The organism is Ancylobacter sonchi (assembly GCF_018390695.1).
GTDB classification, from domain to species: Bacteria; Pseudomonadota; Alphaproteobacteria; order Rhizobiales; family Xanthobacteraceae; genus Ancylobacter; species Ancylobacter sonchi.
In genome coordinates, this window is the sequence record NZ_JAHBGF010000013.1 from 59,862 (window position 1) to 76,895 (window position 17,034).

A 17,034-nucleotide genomic window follows, 5' to 3' on the forward strand; every position below is an offset into this window, starting at 1 on the left:
CCCTCAGTCGGAATGGCGGCGCATCTTGCGCTTCGGCACGGTGCGACTGCGGATTGTATCGCGGGCCACGCCCGTCAGCTCTCGCGCTTTGCGCTGCGAGACGAGACCCTGATCCACCAGGGCCGCAGCGACCGCGATGCGACCCGCTTTGTCGGTGACCTGACTCCCCGCAAGGATGGCCAAGCGATCATCAAGCGGCGCATCGTTGATCGCTGCGTAGCGCCGGGCCGCTGTGAGCTCGCGTTCAATATCGCTAAACGACTTGCCTGCGAATGCGACAGCCAGTGGACCGGTCCATGCTGCCGTGTGCGGAAAGATCGGCGCCAGCGTTTCTGCCAAGAACTGCGCGATGGCGGCGCTGTCGGGCAACGGGAACGCGATATGGGTTTCAAAGCGGCGCCAGATCGCAGGATCCAGCAGGGAAGGATGGTTTGTCGCACCGAGAAGGATGCCCGAGGGCGGCCAGTCGTCGATCTGCTGGATCAACACCGTGACAAGCCGCTTCAGTTCGCCGATTTCACCCTGATCGTCGCGCCGTTTCGCGATGGCGTCGAGTTCATCGAGGAGAAGGACACAATTGATGCTTTTTGCGTAGTCGAGGACATGGCGCAGGTTCCCGCCTGTCCGACCCAGCAGACTGCTCATGACTGCGGCAAGGTCGAGGATGAGCAGCGGGCGTTTGAGTTCACGCGCCAGCCACCGCGCGGCCATTGTTTTCCCGACGCCCGGAGGGCCGACGAACAACGCCGAGCGCGTCGGTTGCAGGCTGGCCCGGCTAAGTGACGCCGCATTGCGCCGCTCTGCAACAATCTGATCGAACGCCGCCGCCACCTCCGGCGCGAAAATCGGTTCATGGTCAATCGCCGGTTCGGTCTCGACCCGTAAGAGATGCAGGCGTGAATCAAGGTCAACCGGAAGCGGGATCTCGGCCTGCTTGCGCAGCGGCGAGGCAGGGGTCGGCGACTCATGGAGAAGCGTGGTGAGCGAATCCGCAAGCACACCGTCACTGTCGCGGTAACGCTTCGCCGTCCGATGCAGCATGAGCTGTACGTCCTGTATGCGCCCAGAAAGGGCGATGCGCGCGAGCTTCAGATAATCGCCGGTGAGATCAGACTTTTTGCCTTCGGTCATGGTTCCTATGGTAGCCAGAAGTGAAGAGGCGCAAGCGTACCGAAGTGTGGACGATTCTGAAAGGGCGCCCTTCTTAAATCGTCCACTTCCACGTTTTTTCTAATGGTTACAGGTGTATGCTGGCATTCCTCGTAGCGCCCCCTGCGGCAGCATGCACCGAGGTCAAGGCTTGGCCTCACCTCCAGAGCCAATCCCAGGCGCGCCACCACCACGGTTTCATGATCGCGGGACCAACGACCTTGCTTGCCTTCGGGCGGGGGTGGAACGGCTGGGTGCGAATGTCAAAAAGCGGATCACCGGCCTCATCCAGCGGATGGTGTGTGCAGCCGCAGCCTTTGAGCATTACCATGCGCTTGTTCGGCGTGATCGAGCCCTTGTTGCCGTCATAGTCGAGGAACACAAATACGGGCGGACCTTTGAACCAGGGGGTCAGGATCTGCGTCACGATCGAGACGGCAGTTGAAGCGAGCGCGCCGTTCGACCAGACCACCTGAGGCCGTGAGCCGGCTGCGCCGTACCGCTGTGCCTCTTGCGCCAACCGTTCATCGGTGATCAGACCGCAGCAGCGCAGGCAGGGCTCGCCCGGCATCGAGAGGATGACTTGGCCGGTCACGAGGTAGCCGGCGGCGCCGATAGTATGCACGTCCATCCCAATGTCGACGTAGGGGATGAGATGCTTGCGGGCGAAGCGCTCAAGCTCGTCTCGATCCTTAAAGCTATCGACCGCCCCGACGATCACATCGCACTGCTTGAAGTCATCGACGGCGTCCTGCCATTTGCCCGGAACGAGGACAATGCGCGCGTCCGGCTGAAGCCCGCGGATCAGGCGCGCCGCGATGTCGACTTTCGGTCGCGCGGCTAGCACGTCGTCGAGGGTCCCGCCGATCAGGCGGTTTGTGTTGGTATCTTCAATGAAGTCCGGATCCGCGATGACATAGCCGCCGATCCCCATATGCGCGAATTGCTGCACCATGTGCGAGCCACCACCACCAGCACCGACGATACCCACCGTCGCGCCGCGCAGGATGTTCTCGCTGTTTGCGCCAAGGAAACTCTGCCGCTCAAGCCGGGTCATGCTGCGCTCCACATGCTGGTCGGTGCGCCGATCGCATTGAATGTCGCGATGAAGGGACGCGGTCTGTCCCTGCCAAGCCAGACCTGTCCGAACGCGGCGGTATCGCTAAGAACAATGGCGCCATGCACCGCGAACGGCGCCACAGATACGAAATTGGGGATGAACTTCGCATTCTCGCGGTTGTCGACAGAGCTGAAACTGGGAATGCCGCGACCACCGTGTGTGTGGACGTGGAACATGGCGGCGCGGCTGTTCATCGCCCATTGGCGGGCGCGGCGTATTGCCGACGCATCAATCATCGCGCCGACGTGCGGATCGTCGAGGTAATCCCCGTCGTCGACCGGGCGATAGTCGCGCGCCAGGATCAGCAACTCGTCGTGGGCGGCGGCCAAACCCGCCGCGACAAAGCCGATGCGCTCGTGCGCGATCGCATGCCGGCGTCGAAGGTCGCTGCGTATCGCGTCAAGGAGCCGCTGGGTGATCTTGAACCGGATTCTCATGCCACGGCCCTCAGGTGGGCGGAGAGCATCTGTGTCCACTTCAATGTAGCGGGCACATCATTCCAGGATGGCGCCCACCATGGGCGCTCAATCACACGATGCTGGTTCCAATTGGCGCCCCGCCCGGCGATCTGCTGGGCGAAGAAGAGGCGGGTGACATAACCGGAGTGGAAAAACGGAACGAGGAGAAGGTCCATGCGCTGCGGCTCGCCGCCCGCCAGGAAGGCAAAGGCGGGCAACAAGGCGACATGCTGGCCGCCCTCCTTGAGGAGGACGGCGCTGCCATGCATCGCCTGCAAGCCGGCGAATTCCTGCGACGGGTCGCTCACGACGAACCCCCGCAGGGTACCTGCTGGAAGAACTTCATCCCCTCCTTGATGCGGAGCTTGCCGTCCGGCCCCAGGGGAGTCAGCTGGCCCTCGTCATTGAGGTACTCCAGAATGTAGCCGGCGTGGACGCCGAACAGGCTAACCAGCTGCTCGGTCGAGTACTTGCCGCGAGGGATCTCGCGCGGATCGTTCTCGAAGTAGACGGTGATCAGACGCTTCTCGGTGTGCAGATGCTCCGTGCCGTCCGGCGTGAGGTTGATCACCCCATCGCGCGGCAGCTCGATCTCATCGCCGTCGCGCTCAAGGACCACGACCTCGTCCCGACCCACATGCCCGGATTCGCGCAGCTCCTGCACCAGCGCCTTGCCGACGCCCCATTCGAATCCGTAGCCGTTGAGCGTAAAGCGGAAGATGCGATCGCTCTTGAATGCGCGGAAGGCCTCCGTGCCCGCGAGCGCCAGGTCGACGGTCTCGTCGAGACCGATGGAACGCGACCCACGGCGGGTGAAAAGGATCAACACATGGTCGCCAATCGGATCGAAGCCGGCCTTCTCGAGGATGCGCCCGCCAGTCGGCTCAGGCTTGGCAAACTTCACAGCCACACCGTTCACGGTCGTGGCGAACGAGCCGTCAGCATCAGGGTGACGGGCAGCCGGTCCAATGAGGCTGCTGGGACCGGATTCCTCCGGGAGGGCGATATGGTTCATGGTTCAACTCTTAGCGTGATGCTCCCGGCCCAATGCCAAAGCGTGACGCTAATGTGATGCGGCATGCAAAGAATGTCAAGCACATCGCGAGCATGCTTGACATATCAAGCGACCCGGCTTAAATTCACATTTTGAATCAAGGACTTCAGGAGGACTTTATGCCGAGCAGCGGCGCAGGGCCGGAGAGCAGGCTCACGCTGGGGAGGTATCTCGCTTCAATACGCACCGACCGCGGTCTCTCACAGCGTGACGTTGAAAAAGCCACAGATAAGGTGGTTTCCAACGCCTACCTCAGCCAAATCGAGAACGACCAGATCAAGAAACCCAGCCCGAACATACTGCACGCGCTCGCGGAACTCTACGCGGTAAGCTACGAGAATCTGATGGAGCGCGCGGGCTTTGTTGTTCCCACCCGCAGTCGGAGCGGCGACGACCAGCGCCATGGTCGGCTGCCGACATTCGCCGATCACAACCTCACCGCCGAGGAAGAGGCGGAGCTGATCAAGTATCTCGGGTATCTACGCAGCGTTAGGAAGAAGCCGGGTGGTCAAGACTGACGACAGTTCCATCGACCCAGAGCAGCAGCGCGCCGTGCATGATGCAGCTCGGCGCGCTCTCGACCGAGCATCCGCGTGGGGTGTCTTTCCAACGCCCGTCGCCGATATCCTGACGGCCGCGAAGCTGCGCGTCGCGCCGACGAGCGCGTTCGATCCGCGCCGCATCGTCACCTATCTCGCCGACAAAGCCGAACGGTCCGCCTCGGTGTTGAAATCCGCGATCGAGAAGGTGCTCGGCATTTACGATGCCGGCGAGAGCATCATCCATATCGACGATTCGGTTCATCGGTCCAAGCAGACATTTCTCAAACTCCATGAGGCAGGGCATCACGAGATGCCCACGCATAGGAAGATCTTTCGCTTTTTCCAGGATTGCGAGAAACACCTCGACCCCGACATTGCTGACGCGTTCGAGCGCGAAGCTAACAACTTTGCCCGGTTCGTCCTCTTCCAGGGCAACGCGTTTCGCGATGTCGCGGCAGATCATCCGCTCGAGATCAAATCGATCCTAAAAATCGCGCCCGACTTCGGGGCGTCGATCTATGCATCGAGCCGTGAGTACGCCCGGACCCACCGGCGAGCCTGCGCGGTGTATATCCTGGAGCCGGTCACCTTTTGTGAAAGGACCGGGGCGCGAGCGGAGGTTCGCCGCATCGAAGTCTCTGCGGAGTATGCGCGGCAGTTCGGCCAGCCGACGGAGACGGCCATAACACTCAACCATTCACTCGGCAAAGTGCTGCCCATCGGACGCAAAATGATACGGGCAACGCCCGTCTCGGTCACCGATCGCAACGGGCATGCCCATGCGTGTCTTGCGGAGGCCTTCGATACCACCTTTAATATCATCGTCTTGGTCTACCCGATCCGGGAGCTTGGCTCGAAATTGAAGCCAAGCTGATCGGCTCGTCGGGACCATGTCGTCGCAGGGTGGGGGGCAATGGTGTGGGAAGAGCGCCGTGAGGTATGGCGGCAACGATCGTTCGATGCGCGCACGTCCGGCGACGTTGACTACGCCCGCGTCATCCATTCCGCTTCGTTTCGCCGCCTCCAGGGCAAGACTCAGATCCTGAATCTGGGCGACAGCGACTTTTACCGGACACGTCTGACCCACTCGCTTGAGGTTGCGCAGATCGCGGTCGGGCTGACGATCCAGCTCCGGCATAATCGGCCCGATCACGATGCCACCAAGTACCTGCCCGAGCGCAGCATGATGCAGGCGATTGCATGCACACACGATCTTGGACATCCGCCCTTTGGCCATGGCGGCGAGGTCGCGCTGAACTACTGCATGCGCGATGCCGGCGGCTTCGAGGGCAATGGGCAAACCCTGCGCATCCTCTCAAAGCTCGAGAAGATGTCCAAAGCAGCTGGCTCCAATCTCACGCGCGAGACGATGCTCGGCGTGCTGAAATACCCAGTCGCGTACACAGCGGCGACAAACGACAGCCGCAAGCCGAAACTGCTTACCGACACCAGTGGCACGCCAATCCTCGACCGCAAGGCGTCGAAGCCGCCCAAATGCTATATGGATTGCGAACAGGATGTCGTTGACTGGATGCTTAAACCGTTGGCCGGGAGCGATCGCGAGGAGTTCCAGGCATTCAACGAAGTGCCCGGAAAGCACCAAGAGGCCCGGCATAAATCATTCGCGTGCAGCCTGATGGATCTCGCGGATGACATCAGTTTCGGAATCCACGACCTCGAAGACGTTCTCGCAATGGGGCTCATCTCGCGTGCTGACTTTGAGAAGCACGTAACGCCAGAGCACTGCACAGCGCTATTGACTTACCTCAACACGGAATATCCCGGCCAGTACGGCAACGACGTCTACACCGGCTTCGCTGACCGGCTTTTCGGCGACGGAAGCGAGCGGAAGCATCAGATTAATCGTGTACTCAACATGGTGATCCCCGCCGTCGATATTCAGATGAAGGAGGAATTCAAGGAGTCGCGGATAAAGTATCAGGCGATACTGCCAGCGCCCGTCATGGAATTCGTGCTGGCGATCAAAAATCTTGTGCGGGAGGAAGTCGTTTACAGCCCGAGCGTTCAGCACCTCGAATTCAAGGGCCAGATGATGGTCATCGCCGTCTTCGAGGTGTTGCGTTCCGAGCCGGAGAAGTTTCTGCCTGCCGATGTGTTCGCACGGTTCAAGAATGCCGCTGATCCATTGCGCCTCATCTGCGACTACGTGGCCGGCATGACGGATGGGTATCTGCTGCGGACCTATGACCGCCTGTTCAGCCCGCGCATGGGCTCGGTATTCGACAAGCTTTAGTCCGCTTTCGCGTCGTGATATGCAAAGTTTTTTCCTGTCAGAAAATGTAACTCTACTAATATTGACTGTAGGTTGCGCGGCCTACCGGATAGCTCGAATGTCACTAGGTCCGCTTGAGTGGGCCTTGAGCAGCTAAGCTGCTGTTCCGCTCTCGGCCCCATACCGGACGTTCATACACGCATTTGGCAAGGTCCGGTTCTGGCGCACTACGTTGCTATCGGCCTTCGACTGATCGCCGCCGCATACTAGCTACTATTGAGCAACAATCCTCAACGCATTCAATGTTTCCGGCGTAATTGTTCCCGTCGGTTTTAGTCCGTAATCTGCCTGCAAGCGCGTTAGTGCGTCACGGGTCTGCGGACCGACCTTGCCGTCAACAGGACCGCTAAAATATCCGAAGGCAACCATTGCGGTCTGAACCTGGCGCACGATAGCCGCAAACTTGTCGGTGTTTCCAGGAAGCGGGACCGGTCCGGTGCGCGTTGGCGGAACAGGGTTTGGTCCAATCTCCACAGGCGCGGACAGAGCCGGTGCCGGCGTCGTCGCGTAGCTTCCTGTTGCTGGCGAACCGCTGATGGTGGGGGCCGGTGCGGCCGGTCGTGTTGGTACAACTGGCGGCGGCGCATAGAGGGGCGTCGCGTAGGAGGGTGAGGGGCTATAGCTCGGACTATAGTAGCTGCCGCCAGTCGAGGAGCGGTGGCTCGTGTGGCTGCTATGGCTTCGATGCGAGCTATGACTGCGATGTCCGGCCAACGTATAAATGTGGTCGAGTTTGAAGATGTCGAAGAGCGATTTGCTCTTCTGGGGGTCAAAGCCTGGCGGCGCGCTGAGCGGAAGGGCCAGGCCTTTTGACGGGAGAAGGCCAGCCGCGAGCAGCGAGGGAATGGCAAAAAGCCTGCGTTTCATATGCGAGCGAGCCTCTGGAAGCCTCGATCCTCTGGATACCACTCAAAGAACCCACCGCAAATGTCCCGCTCCTGGCAGCCGCTGCACTCCCCCAGATAGCGTCGTTTCCAGTCTGAGATCGTCGACGGCGCGCGATCGCGATAAGGCTGTGGGACCGTGCAGCGAGGAAAGTTGAAGAGTACGGCTTCGACGTTTCGCGCTTTTGCGATATTCAGGGCATCTGCAATCGGCGTGAACTCGGTCGAATGGTCGAAGAAAAGCCGGTCCCAATTCTGCCGGCCGAAGCCGATGCTCTCCAGCTGCATGAGAGCCCAGCGGTTGATGAACGGCAAATGCATGATCACGAAGCTGGCGAGGCGCGCAAGTAAGGCAGCGTTCTCGCGCATGATGACCGTACGCAGTTCGATCGATGCACCGGCACGGGCGAAGATGGGAAGGGTCTCCATCAGCTGGAGGAAAGCACCCGACTTGCCGACGATGCGATCGTGCGTGGCGGCGTCGGCCGCATAAAGCGGAATGCCCCACAGCACGCGGTCGCGCATGCCAACCAGAGGATCCAGATCGTCTTCGTCGATATGCTGGGCGTTGCTCAGTACGTGAAATCCGAGGTCCGGTCTGTGCGTGAGGACCCTCTGCATCATCGGCAGGAGCGCCGCCTTATAGAGCAGCGGCTCTCCCCCTGAGATGCCGATTGTCATGCCGGCGGGCGCGAGCAGCGCCGCCGCCTCGAAGAACGGCAGCAAATCCGCGTGATGATGCTTCGGTGGCTGAGAGCACATCAAGCATAGCTGGTCGCAGCGCTCGGTGATCAAAAACGTGTTGTGGGGTGATGTTGCCCGGATCAGTCGCTGGGCAGCCCGTCCGCCAGGCAACGCCAGCACTACGTCGCCGTCAACCTCTTCGGCGGTCGTACCTTCGATGACGAGTGTGCCCCGGGGGCTCGCATAGGTCAGACGCTGACCCGCCACCTCAACCAGGTCTCCATCAAATTCCGTACGCAGGCCCGTTCTATCGAGTTCGTATGCCCGCACCTCGGCGTTAAGCCGCATGACGAAGGGTTCAGGCTGTGACGATCGAGCTGCGAACCTGAGCGGAATCATTGGTGCTCTCGCACGAGATGTTCGGGCCAGCTCTCCAGGTCCGCCCAGCGGCTCAGAGAGAAGCGCGTCGCCTCATCACGGCGATACAAGAGCTCGAAAACCTTATCGAACAGGCTTGTGTGGCGGCGGCAAAACCATGTCGCTTGCTTGGGGAGGTCAATGCGGCCGTATCGCGAAATGTCGTCGACCAGATCAGAGCCGCAGAACGGCTGATAGGGACAATGGATGCAGTCCGGGTCGAAATTGTTGCACGAGGCCGCGTTGAGCGTAGCTACCTTCTCGGTGTCGATGCCATGGTGGACATGGCCGACTGACAGATCGATCCGACCGATGCGCGACTGCATGCGGGCCTCATCCGTTGGATACAGCACGCCATCGTGGTCAATGACGAGGTAGTCCGACGCGAAGAAATTGGGGTTGCGCAGATCGACATGCTCGTCGGCGCCAGCGCGCAGCACACGCTTGAGACACTGACTGAAATAATACTCCTCAAGGATAGTGCCTGTACGGAAGTTCCGCTCGATCAGATGCTCGATGAAGGCCGCATGCCAGGCATTCCAGCGATCAAGACCCACATCAGGGTCCCTGCCGCGACGGGCAAAGCCTTGATGATTGATCGGACGGAGATAAATCGATCGCAAGCCGCGGTCCACGAAACTGCTGATGATTTCGTCGACCGCAGGCGGGCGTTCAATGTCGATGGTTGGCAGAGCCGAGACCTTGCTCGAACCGAACTGCTCGATGGCTCGGTCAAGGTTGCCAAAGAATGCATTAGTAAGCTCGGTTGACCGGGTACGTTGGCGCTGGTGCGTCACTGCATCGCCGTCGAGCGAAGTGCTGATGAAGGTATCCGGTGCCGCCAAATAGTCCCACGCCTCCGCGCTCACCGCTTGCAAGTTCGTGCACACGACGAACTCGGCTTTGCCGAACCGTTGGCGGCAAAAATCCCGCACGCGCTCAAGGAGGTCGAGGCGTAGTAGCGGCTCACCTCCCTGGAATTCGATCTTGATTTCCGGGGCTGCCAGTCCCCCGATAAAGGCCAGCACGGCGTCGAGGGTGTCTTCGGTCCAGTCGAAGCCACGCGCACCTTCGGGCGCCCGCGACACTTGGCAATAGCTGCAGGTCAGATTGCAACGAAGCGTCGGGACGAGGATTACATATCCCAGTTGGCGGCGGGGTGCCTGGCGCGCGCACCAGCGATAGGCGAAACCGAGATAAGAGAGATCGAGTTCTCGCTGAAAGGTATGGCCGCCTTCGTGGAGAAACGCTTGGTCCTCGTCGGTCAGGGCATTAAGGGCATAGCGATCCAGAAAGTCTTCGGTTCCCTTGAAGAATCCCCCGGCGTCATCAGCGAAAAGGAGCGAGCCGCGGCCGAGGTCGCGAAAGCGAAGCGGCCAGATGTTCACCTGAGCACCCGATTCAGCAATTCCTCGCGCAGGGGCAACGTTTCGGTATAGATTTTTTCGCGATAGACTGCGTGCAGCACGGTAGATCGAAGATTTTCCGGAACTAGACAGCCCGCGTTCGTCTGAATGCCACCTTGCGTTCGTTCAAAAAGGATTTCGGGAAACTGACCCTGCAGTCTAATTAGCGCGGCATCGACGAAGCCGGCTAGCGACGATGGAATATCGATTTGCATGACGGCGCGCGCACCAAGTGACTGATATCAGCCGCGTCGATATAGAGGCGGCTTCCGACGGATCGCAGTTTACAACCCCTACGATAATCAGCCAGTCGTTATTTCGATTTTCGAAACGCCGAGCCACGATGTCAACCGGTTGATCACCGCTTGCTCGCCCGATCCGCTGAGGCAAGCTGGTGCCAATTGCCGACGCGTCGCGCTATCGGGCCCGTTATGGCGATGCCGGAGGTCTGGTTTCGGTCGGACCGCCAACGTCGGCTCTCTGGCGCAACAATGACCTCCAGAGCCTTAAACGAAACGTCTGCTTTCGGGAAATCGCAAGTCCGATCTCTACGGCCGAGATGGCGGCGCAAAGCGGACGTCGCTGAAAGGGCAGTCGAGGGTCAGCAAAGGGTCGATTGTGTTGAAGAAGTCGGAGTTGCTGGCGGCCTGAAGTCCTGATTCACTCCTCGCGGGTCAGGAGGCTGAACTGATGATGGGCGAGCGGACGGTCTCGCAGGAGGCGTTGTTCTACGAGTTCAGCCTGGAGCGGCATGTCCCCGGCCACCACCTGCTACGCGCAATAGACCGCTTCGTCGATCTGTCCGGCATCCGAGCGCATTTGCGGCCCTTCTACAGCGAGACCGGTCGGCCCTCGATCGATCCCGAACTGATGATCCGGATGCTGGTCGTCGGCTACTGCTTCGGCATCCGCTCTGAGCGCAGGCTCTGCGACGAGGTCCATCTGAACCTTGCCTACCGGTGGTTTTGCCGGCTCGGGCTTGAGGGCGATGTGCCCGACCATTCCACCTTCTCGAAGAACCGGCACGGCCGTTTCCGCGACAGCGATCTGCTGCGCGAGGTGTTCGAGACGACGGTTCAGCGCTGCATGGCGGAGGGCCTGGTCGGTGGCGAGGGCTTCGCGGTCGATGCCAGCCTGATCAAGGCCGACGCCAACCGCCAACGTGGCGCGCCGGGCCGTGACGGGTTGCCACCCGAGGCCACGAACCAGGCCGTGCGCGAGTATCTGGCCGTGCTGGACGATGCCGCGTTCGGCGCGGCGACGCCGGTCGTGCCAAAGTTCATCTCGCCGGCAGATCCCGCCGCGCGCTGGACCGCCGCCCATGGCGGGCAGGCCTTCTTCGCCTATGCGACGAACTATCTGATCGACCTGAAGCATGCCGTCATCATGGATGTGGAGGCGACGACAGCTGTGCGGCAGGCCGAAGTGACCGCTGCCCGCACGATGATCGATCGCACGCAGGACCGGTTGGGCACCTGGCCCGAGAAGCTGGTGGCGGATGCCGGTTACGGCTCGGCCGAGAACCTCGCCTGGCTGGTGCATGAGCGTGGGATCGAGCCGCATATCCCGGTGTTCGACAAGTCCCAGCGCAGTGACGGCACCTTCAGTCGGTCCGACTTCACCTATGATCACAAGCGCGATCTCTACACCTGCCCGGGCGGCAAGGAGCTCCGGCAGTTCCGCCGCCAGTTCGAGGTGCCGCGCGACGGCGTCGATAGCGAAGGCCTCATGCGCTACCGGGCGAGCAAGCTCGACTGCGATTCCTGTTCGTTGAAGCCGCAATGCTGTCCGAAGGCGCCAGCCCGCAAGCTCCTGCGCTCCATCCATGAAGGCGCCCGCGACATGGCGCGCGACATCGCGGACACCGATGCCTATGTCACCTCAAGGCGCGAACGGAAGAAGGTCGAGATGCTGTTCGCGCACCTGAAGCGCATCCTGAAGCTCGATCGCTTGCGGCTGCGAGGGCCATGCGGTGCCCGCGATGAGTTCCTCCTCGCCGCCACCGCCCAAAACCTCCGGAAAATGGCAAAGCTCATGCCGATCGGACCGCAAGCCCAGCCCACGTGACGAGGGGCGACCCCGTTTTGTAGCTCTCGGCGCCGACCGCAGCCCGCTCTAATGCCGACTTCTTCAACGCAATCGGTCACTTCAGGATGTCGCGTCGGTCAACCATGACGTCCACTTTGACCGGCCTGACGCTAGAAGTCGACAGTCAGCTCGGCCCCGATACGGTCATCCCCAAGCCTATTCGCTGATTGAGACAAAGGGGACTGTGGCGGGCGATCGGCGGTGTACGGGTAGAGCTATCCCGCTTGGTTGAACGTGCGAGAACCACTCCCCATAGCCCAAGTGCCTATCTAATTGATAAATAAAGATATAGCCGGTCAGTTTGTGCGGTAATCGGCGGTGTTCGGCGGGCCATACGGGAACCGGATGGGTACTACGTCTACTCCATAGCTCTCTAATCCACGCCAAAGCCTCCTTAAGGGAGCAAGGGCGGACATCTTTCGGTGGAAAACATTACCGGGCGGGCCGGAGGATGCTACGGTTCGCCTGTTTAACTGCCCGATAATCCGGCAAAGCGGGCCGCTATCGTTACTATGCCTGCTGGACCAGGGCTCAGCTGGGACCTTCGGCCTGCCCAGGCATAAGCCGGCATTGAGAACGTCCGGTTTTGGATCGTTCGCCGCTGGGCTTGTAGGGCATGATGCGAGTAAAGCGAGAAGAGAATAATATGCAGCCTATCAGGCATTTATCATACCAAAACATTATTAGAATAAATCTAAAAATTTCAAGAAACATTACAATATAGACCCAAGATATTGCTTTCTGGTTTGATTGGCACCTAAAAACCTGCACCCTGTTGGGATGGGGCGGGTCGCTTCTCAATGCGCAGTAAGGATCGGTTGCGAGCACTTTTCGTCTCTGAGCGCTCGTCGGTGCTTGGGTTCTTCCGCCGCGCGACCGGCTCCTCCGCCATTGCGGAAGACCTGACGCAGGAAACCTTTCTGCGGCTCGCCGCAATCGATGTCGCCGCGCTGGCCAATCCATCGGCCTATCTGCGCCGGATTTCGTCCAATCTCATCGCCGACGTCAACCGCAGCCATGTCCGCCGCCGGCTGGCCGAGGCGGAGATCAACGACCTGCTCGACGTGCCTGATCCCGGCGCCGACCCCGAAGCCCTTCTGATTGCTCGGGACAGCGTCGATCGCGTGCTCATCGCACTCGCCGAACTGCCGCAAAGGCGGCGCGACATCTTCCTGGCCTCGCGGCTCGAGAATGTGCCGCACCGCGAGCTTGCCGAGAGGCACGGCATCTCCACACGAACGGTCGATATCGAAATCCGCAAGGCGCTCGAGTCCTGCGCCCGGTGCCTGCTGGACTAGGTACCGCACCGATGGTCTCCCCGGCCTCCCCCCATATCGCCTATACAGGCCGGCGAGCTTCGCTTGGACAGGCGGTTTTTGGGCGCGATGGAATCGGGTGACGACACGGTGGGCGGCACGAACGGCGGCCGAAGGGAACTCGATGCCCTGCAGCGCGAGGCCATCGGCTGGGTGACCCGCCTCACCTCCGGCGAAGCGACGGTCGAGGATGCCCAGCAGCTCCAAGCCTGGCGCGGACGCAGCCGGGCGCATGAGGAGGCGTTTCGTCTCGCCAGCCAGACATGGCGTCATGCCGGCCTTCTCGCGACCGCTAATGTCCGCCGGCCGGCACTGACGCGTCGGCTCGTGCTCGTTGGAGCCGGGACGGCGCTTGCCGCCGGCTGGGTCGGGGTTTCGCTCGGGCTGCTCCCCGGCCTTGACCAGATCATGTCGGACTACGCGACCGGTGTCGGCGAGCAGGCCAGCTTCGCCCTGCCGGACGGCTCCATGATCTATCTCGACGGCGCCACCGCGCTTGATGTCGACCTGACGCAGGATGCGCGTACGGCAAAGCTGGTGAACGGAGCCGCCGCCTTCGACATCGCGGCCGGCGCCTTCCCTTTCCGTGTCGCTGCGGGTCCCTGCGTGATTTCCGCCAACGATGCCGACTTTACCTTGACGGCGGGCTCGGGACCGATCCGCATCGAATGCACCCGCGGCAGTCTCGCCATTTCGGGGGCCGTCACGGCTAGGCTAAATGCCGGCGAGCGGATCACCCTTGCCCCCGACTACCCGGCAGAAGCGGAGCCGATGAACCCGACCATGGCTGGCGCATGGCGGCGCGGGCTTCTGGTGTTCGAGAACCGTCCGCTCTCCGAGGTCGTCGACGACATCAACCGTCATCGCCGCGGCCGAGTCGTGCTGGCACGGCCGGGCCTCGGAGCCCGACGGGTGGACGGCGTGTTTCATCTCCAGCGGCCGGACGAGATTGTGGACAATCTCGTCGCCTCACTCGCGCTTAGCGAGACGCGGCTTCCCGGAAACATCGTCATCCTGATCTGAATTTTTTGCCGAGCGGGATTCGGATTCCCCGCGCGCCGACGTCTTTACCTAACGGGGTGCCTCGACGCGCTCCCTGGGGCTCAAAGACGATGGGGATCACTGGACTATGACCGCAAACAGCCTGACCGCGCGCGCGAACCGATGCCGGTGCGTAAACCATCGTCAACGTCTGCTCGCCGGCTGCGCGCTGATCGCTCTGGCGAGCGTCGCGGCACCCAGCCCCGGCACCGCGCAGACCCAGGCCGCAGTAACGCAGACCGCCGTCTACGCGATCCCCGCCGGTCCGGTCTCCGGTGCACTAGCGGCCTTCGGCGCGGCTAGTGGCGTGCAGATCGTCTATGACAGTTCGATTGCCCAGGGGCTGCGCTCTCCCGGCGTGCGTGGCGCACGCACCAGCGAGCAGGCGCTTGTCGAGCTGCTCAACGGCACCGGGCTGAACTGGCGTTTCACCTCGCCGCGCTCGGTGACGATCGAAGCGCCTGCCTCGGGCTCCACAGCCTCGGTGGTGGTCAGCGAGGACATGATCGAGCTCGACGCCATCACCGTCTCCGGCGAGAAGCTGACCCGCGATCTTGCAAACGTCTATTCGAGTGTCGGCGTCGTCACCGGACAGCAGTTCTTTGACTATGCCATTGAGGATCTGCGCGGTGCGCTGAACAAGCTGGCAAATACCCGCGTTTCCTCCGCCAATCGCGGCAATAGCGGCATCGTCATTCGCGGCCTGTCCTCGGATGGCATCTCGCAGCCGGCCAACTCGTCCCCGACCATCGCGCTCATCGTCGACGGCGCCTCGCAGAACGGCGAGGGCCTGCGGCGCGGCAATCGCGGCACCTGGGACGTTGCCAATGTCGAGGTGTTCCGCGGACCGCAATCGACCTTGCAGGGCCGCAACGCCATGGGCGGCGCGGTGGTGGTCAACACCAACGATCCGACGTGGAACTACCAGGCAGCCCTCGAAGGCGACTTCGCCACGTCATCGGGTTCCGGCGATTTCGGCAACGGCGCCTTCATGCTTTCCGGCCCGATGATCGAGAACCAGCTCGCCTTCCGCGTCACCGGCCAGTATTTCGAGGACGAGAGCGGGATCGGCTATGCCGACCCGCTGAACGAGGATCTGGGCCAGGGACATTTTGGCCAGTTGCGGGCGAAGTTCCTGCTCACCCCCGCCGCGCTCGACGGGTTCGAGGCGCTGTTCACTATCAGCCACACTTCGGACAAGCCGTCGGTCTCGGCGGTGACCGGCCCGGACTTCTTCGCCCGCCGCTTCGATTCCGACGTCTCCGCTGTCGAGCTACGCCAGACCGAGGTGACCAACGTCGTCGCCAATCTCTCGCAGGAACTCGGTGAGGGTATCACGCTACGCTCGGTCACCGCCTATGTGGAGACCGACGCGACGATCGAAAGTCCCGCCGGAGCGGTGGCGTTCATCCGCGACGAAGTGCGTCCGGGCAACGATTTCACGGAGGACCTGCGCCTCGAGCTGGAAGAGGGCGTGCGGCCCCTGAGCGGCGTCATCGGCCTGAATGTCGGGCACTTCAGTTACAAGCGCGATTCCAACATCACCGTAACCAATGCCTTCTACGGCCTGTACAATCAGCTATATCAGGATCTCCTGGCAACGAGCACGTTGACGTCTTACGCACTCTACGCCGATATGCGCTACGCTTTCGCCGAGCGATGGTCGCTGCTGTTTGGCGGGCGCCTCGGCTATGAGACCGTGGATGTAACCAACAGCGGCGAGGTGCTGAACCTCCGCAGTCTCGGCTACAACCAGATCGACCAGAACGCGTCCACCGACTACACGGTCGCCCTGCCCAAGATCGGCATCGCCTACGAGATCGACCCGAAGCAGAACATTGCCATCACCGCCAGCGAAGGTTTCCGCGCTGGCTTCGCGGCCATAGACAGCTTCGGCAACTCCTACGAAGTCGATCCCGAGAGATTGTGGGCGTATGAGGTGGCCTATCGATCCAAGTGGTTCGATGACCGGCTCGAATTCAATATTAACGGCTTCTATTATCAGTACAGCAACCTTCAGATCACGGTGGAGGATCCGAACCCGCTCTTGCGGCAATCCATCACCATGAATGCCGGCGAGGCGCATTCCTATGGCGCGGAATTCGAGTTGCGCGCGCGGCTGACGCAGGAATTCTCGGCATTTGCCTCTATCGGCCTGCTGAAGACTGAATTCGACAGCGCGGTAACGGCGACCGGCGACTATACCGGCAACGCGTTCCCCGAGGCGCCCGCCGTCACCTTCAACATCGGCGGCGTCTATCGCCATGCCTCGGGCCTCTTCGCCTCCGCCGATCTCACCTACACCGACGGCTACTATTCGGTTGGCGACCTAGCCAATACTGCGGACCAGGAAGTCTCCGCCTTTACCCTCGTCAATGCAGCCGTGGGCTATGAGGCGGAGAACTGGTCGGTCACGCTCTATGCCAAGAACATCTTCGACGAGCAGTATCTGACAAGCATCTATGTCGACTCCGTCGGCTCGGAGGCCAATGTCGGCGACGGACGCGTGATCGGCGTGCGTGCCCGGGCGACGTTCTGAACGGCTCCGGTGACAAGGCCATTGCCATGAGCGGACGGACAGA

16 protein-coding genes are annotated in these 17,034 nt (G+C 61.4%); 7 read left to right on the forward strand and 9 right to left on the reverse strand.

Features of this window, described 5'->3' with window-relative positions:
* Positions 1-3: 3 nt before the first annotated feature.
* The 5 genes from KHC28_RS06415 to KHC28_RS06435 all read right to left on the reverse strand — a co-directional run bounded on the left by KHC28_RS06415 (position 4) and on the right by KHC28_RS06435 (position 3,742).
* Positions 4-1,131 carry an AAA family ATPase gene (locus tag KHC28_RS06415; RefSeq protein ID WP_214007519.1) on the reverse strand — a complete coding sequence of 376 codons (1,128 nt, stop codon included), beginning with the start codon at positions 1,129-1,131 and terminating at the stop codon, positions 4-6.
* 175 nt (positions 1,132-1,306) lie between these two features.
* Positions 1,307-2,206 carry a HesA/MoeB/ThiF family protein gene (locus KHC28_RS06420; RefSeq protein WP_214007520.1) on the reverse strand — a complete coding sequence of 300 codons (900 nt, stop codon included), beginning with the start codon at positions 2,204-2,206 and terminating at the stop codon, positions 1,307-1,309.
* Entirely contained in the window at positions 2,203-2,706 is a 504-nt protein-coding gene (locus KHC28_RS06425) for a hypothetical protein (protein WP_214007521.1), read from the reverse strand. The genes KHC28_RS06420 and KHC28_RS06425 overlap by 4 nt, the downstream gene beginning before the upstream one ends.
* Entirely contained in the window at positions 2,703-3,035 is a 333-nt protein-coding gene (locus KHC28_RS06430) for a hypothetical protein (protein ID WP_214007522.1), read from the reverse strand. The genes KHC28_RS06425 and KHC28_RS06430 overlap by 4 nt, the downstream gene beginning before the upstream one ends.
* On the reverse strand, positions 3,032-3,742 hold the full coding sequence (locus KHC28_RS06435) for a multiubiquitin domain-containing protein (RefSeq protein ID WP_214007523.1): 711 nt from the start codon (positions 3,740-3,742) through the stop codon (positions 3,032-3,034). Before KHC28_RS06435 ends, KHC28_RS06430 begins: the two co-directional genes overlap by 4 nt.
* Positions 3,743-3,900: 158 nt before the next feature.
* On the opposite strand from KHC28_RS06435, the gene KHC28_RS06440 reads away from it, so the two are divergent.
* The 3 genes from KHC28_RS06440 to KHC28_RS06450 are packed head-to-tail and all read left to right on the forward strand — an operon-like array spanning position 3,901 to position 6,577.
* Complete coding sequence (locus KHC28_RS06440) at positions 3,901-4,299, forward strand: helix-turn-helix domain-containing protein (RefSeq protein WP_214007524.1); 399 nt, start codon at positions 3,901-3,903, stop codon at positions 4,297-4,299.
* Complete coding sequence (locus tag KHC28_RS06445; protein WP_214007525.1) at positions 4,286-5,197, forward strand: ImmA/IrrE family metallo-endopeptidase; 912 nt, start codon at positions 4,286-4,288, stop codon at positions 5,195-5,197. Before KHC28_RS06440 ends, KHC28_RS06445 begins: the two co-directional genes overlap by 14 nt.
* Before the next feature lie 39 nt (positions 5,198-5,236).
* Positions 5,237-6,577: an anti-phage deoxyguanosine triphosphatase gene (locus KHC28_RS06450; RefSeq protein ID WP_214007526.1), complete on the forward strand. Its 1,341-nt coding sequence runs from the start codon at positions 5,237-5,239 to the stop codon at positions 6,575-6,577.
* Between the two features lie 252 nt (positions 6,578-6,829).
* On the opposite strand, the gene hxsA is transcribed toward KHC28_RS06450, so the two are convergent.
* The 4 genes from hxsA to KHC28_RS06470 are packed head-to-tail and all read right to left on the reverse strand — an operon-like array spanning position 6,830 to position 10,222.
* Positions 6,830-7,483 carry a His-Xaa-Ser repeat protein HxsA gene (hxsA, locus tag KHC28_RS06455; RefSeq protein ID WP_214007527.1) on the reverse strand — a complete coding sequence of 218 codons (654 nt, stop codon included), beginning with the start codon at positions 7,481-7,483 and terminating at the stop codon, positions 6,830-6,832.
* Positions 7,480-8,583 carry a His-Xaa-Ser system radical SAM maturase HxsC gene (gene hxsC, locus KHC28_RS06460; RefSeq protein ID WP_214007528.1) on the reverse strand — a complete coding sequence of 368 codons (1,104 nt, stop codon included), beginning with the start codon at positions 8,581-8,583 and terminating at the stop codon, positions 7,480-7,482. The genes hxsA and hxsC overlap by 4 nt, the downstream gene beginning before the upstream one ends.
* Positions 8,580-9,989 carry a His-Xaa-Ser system radical SAM maturase HxsB gene (gene hxsB, locus KHC28_RS06465; RefSeq protein ID WP_214007529.1) on the reverse strand — a complete coding sequence of 470 codons (1,410 nt, stop codon included), beginning with the start codon at positions 9,987-9,989 and terminating at the stop codon, positions 8,580-8,582. Before hxsB ends, hxsC begins: the two co-directional genes overlap by 4 nt.
* On the reverse strand, positions 9,986-10,222 hold the full coding sequence (locus tag KHC28_RS06470) for a hypothetical protein (protein WP_214007530.1): 237 nt from the start codon (positions 10,220-10,222) through the stop codon (positions 9,986-9,988). Before KHC28_RS06470 ends, hxsB begins: the two co-directional genes overlap by 4 nt.
* Positions 10,223-10,697: 475 nt before the next feature.
* Between KHC28_RS06470 and KHC28_RS06475 the strand changes: the two genes are divergently transcribed.
* The 4 genes from KHC28_RS06475 to KHC28_RS06490 all read left to right on the forward strand — a co-directional run bounded on the left by KHC28_RS06475 (position 10,698) and on the right by KHC28_RS06490 (position 16,991).
* Positions 10,698-12,074: a transposase gene (locus tag KHC28_RS06475; RefSeq protein WP_214007531.1), complete on the forward strand. Its 1,377-nt coding sequence runs from the start codon at positions 10,698-10,700 to the stop codon at positions 12,072-12,074.
* A gap of 821 nt (positions 12,075-12,895) precedes the next feature.
* Positions 12,896-13,393: an RNA polymerase sigma factor gene (locus KHC28_RS06480; RefSeq protein WP_214007532.1), complete on the forward strand. Its 498-nt coding sequence runs from the start codon at positions 12,896-12,898 to the stop codon at positions 13,391-13,393.
* An 87-nt stretch (positions 13,394-13,480) separates the two neighbouring features.
* Positions 13,481-14,434 carry a FecR family protein gene (locus KHC28_RS06485; RefSeq protein ID WP_214007533.1) on the forward strand — a complete coding sequence of 318 codons (954 nt, stop codon included), beginning with the start codon at positions 13,481-13,483 and terminating at the stop codon, positions 14,432-14,434.
* Between the two features lie 106 nt (positions 14,435-14,540).
* Entirely contained in the window at positions 14,541-16,991 is a 2,451-nt protein-coding gene (locus KHC28_RS06490; RefSeq protein ID WP_214007534.1) for a TonB-dependent receptor, read from the forward strand.
* The last annotated feature ends 43 nt before the right edge of the window (positions 16,992-17,034 follow it).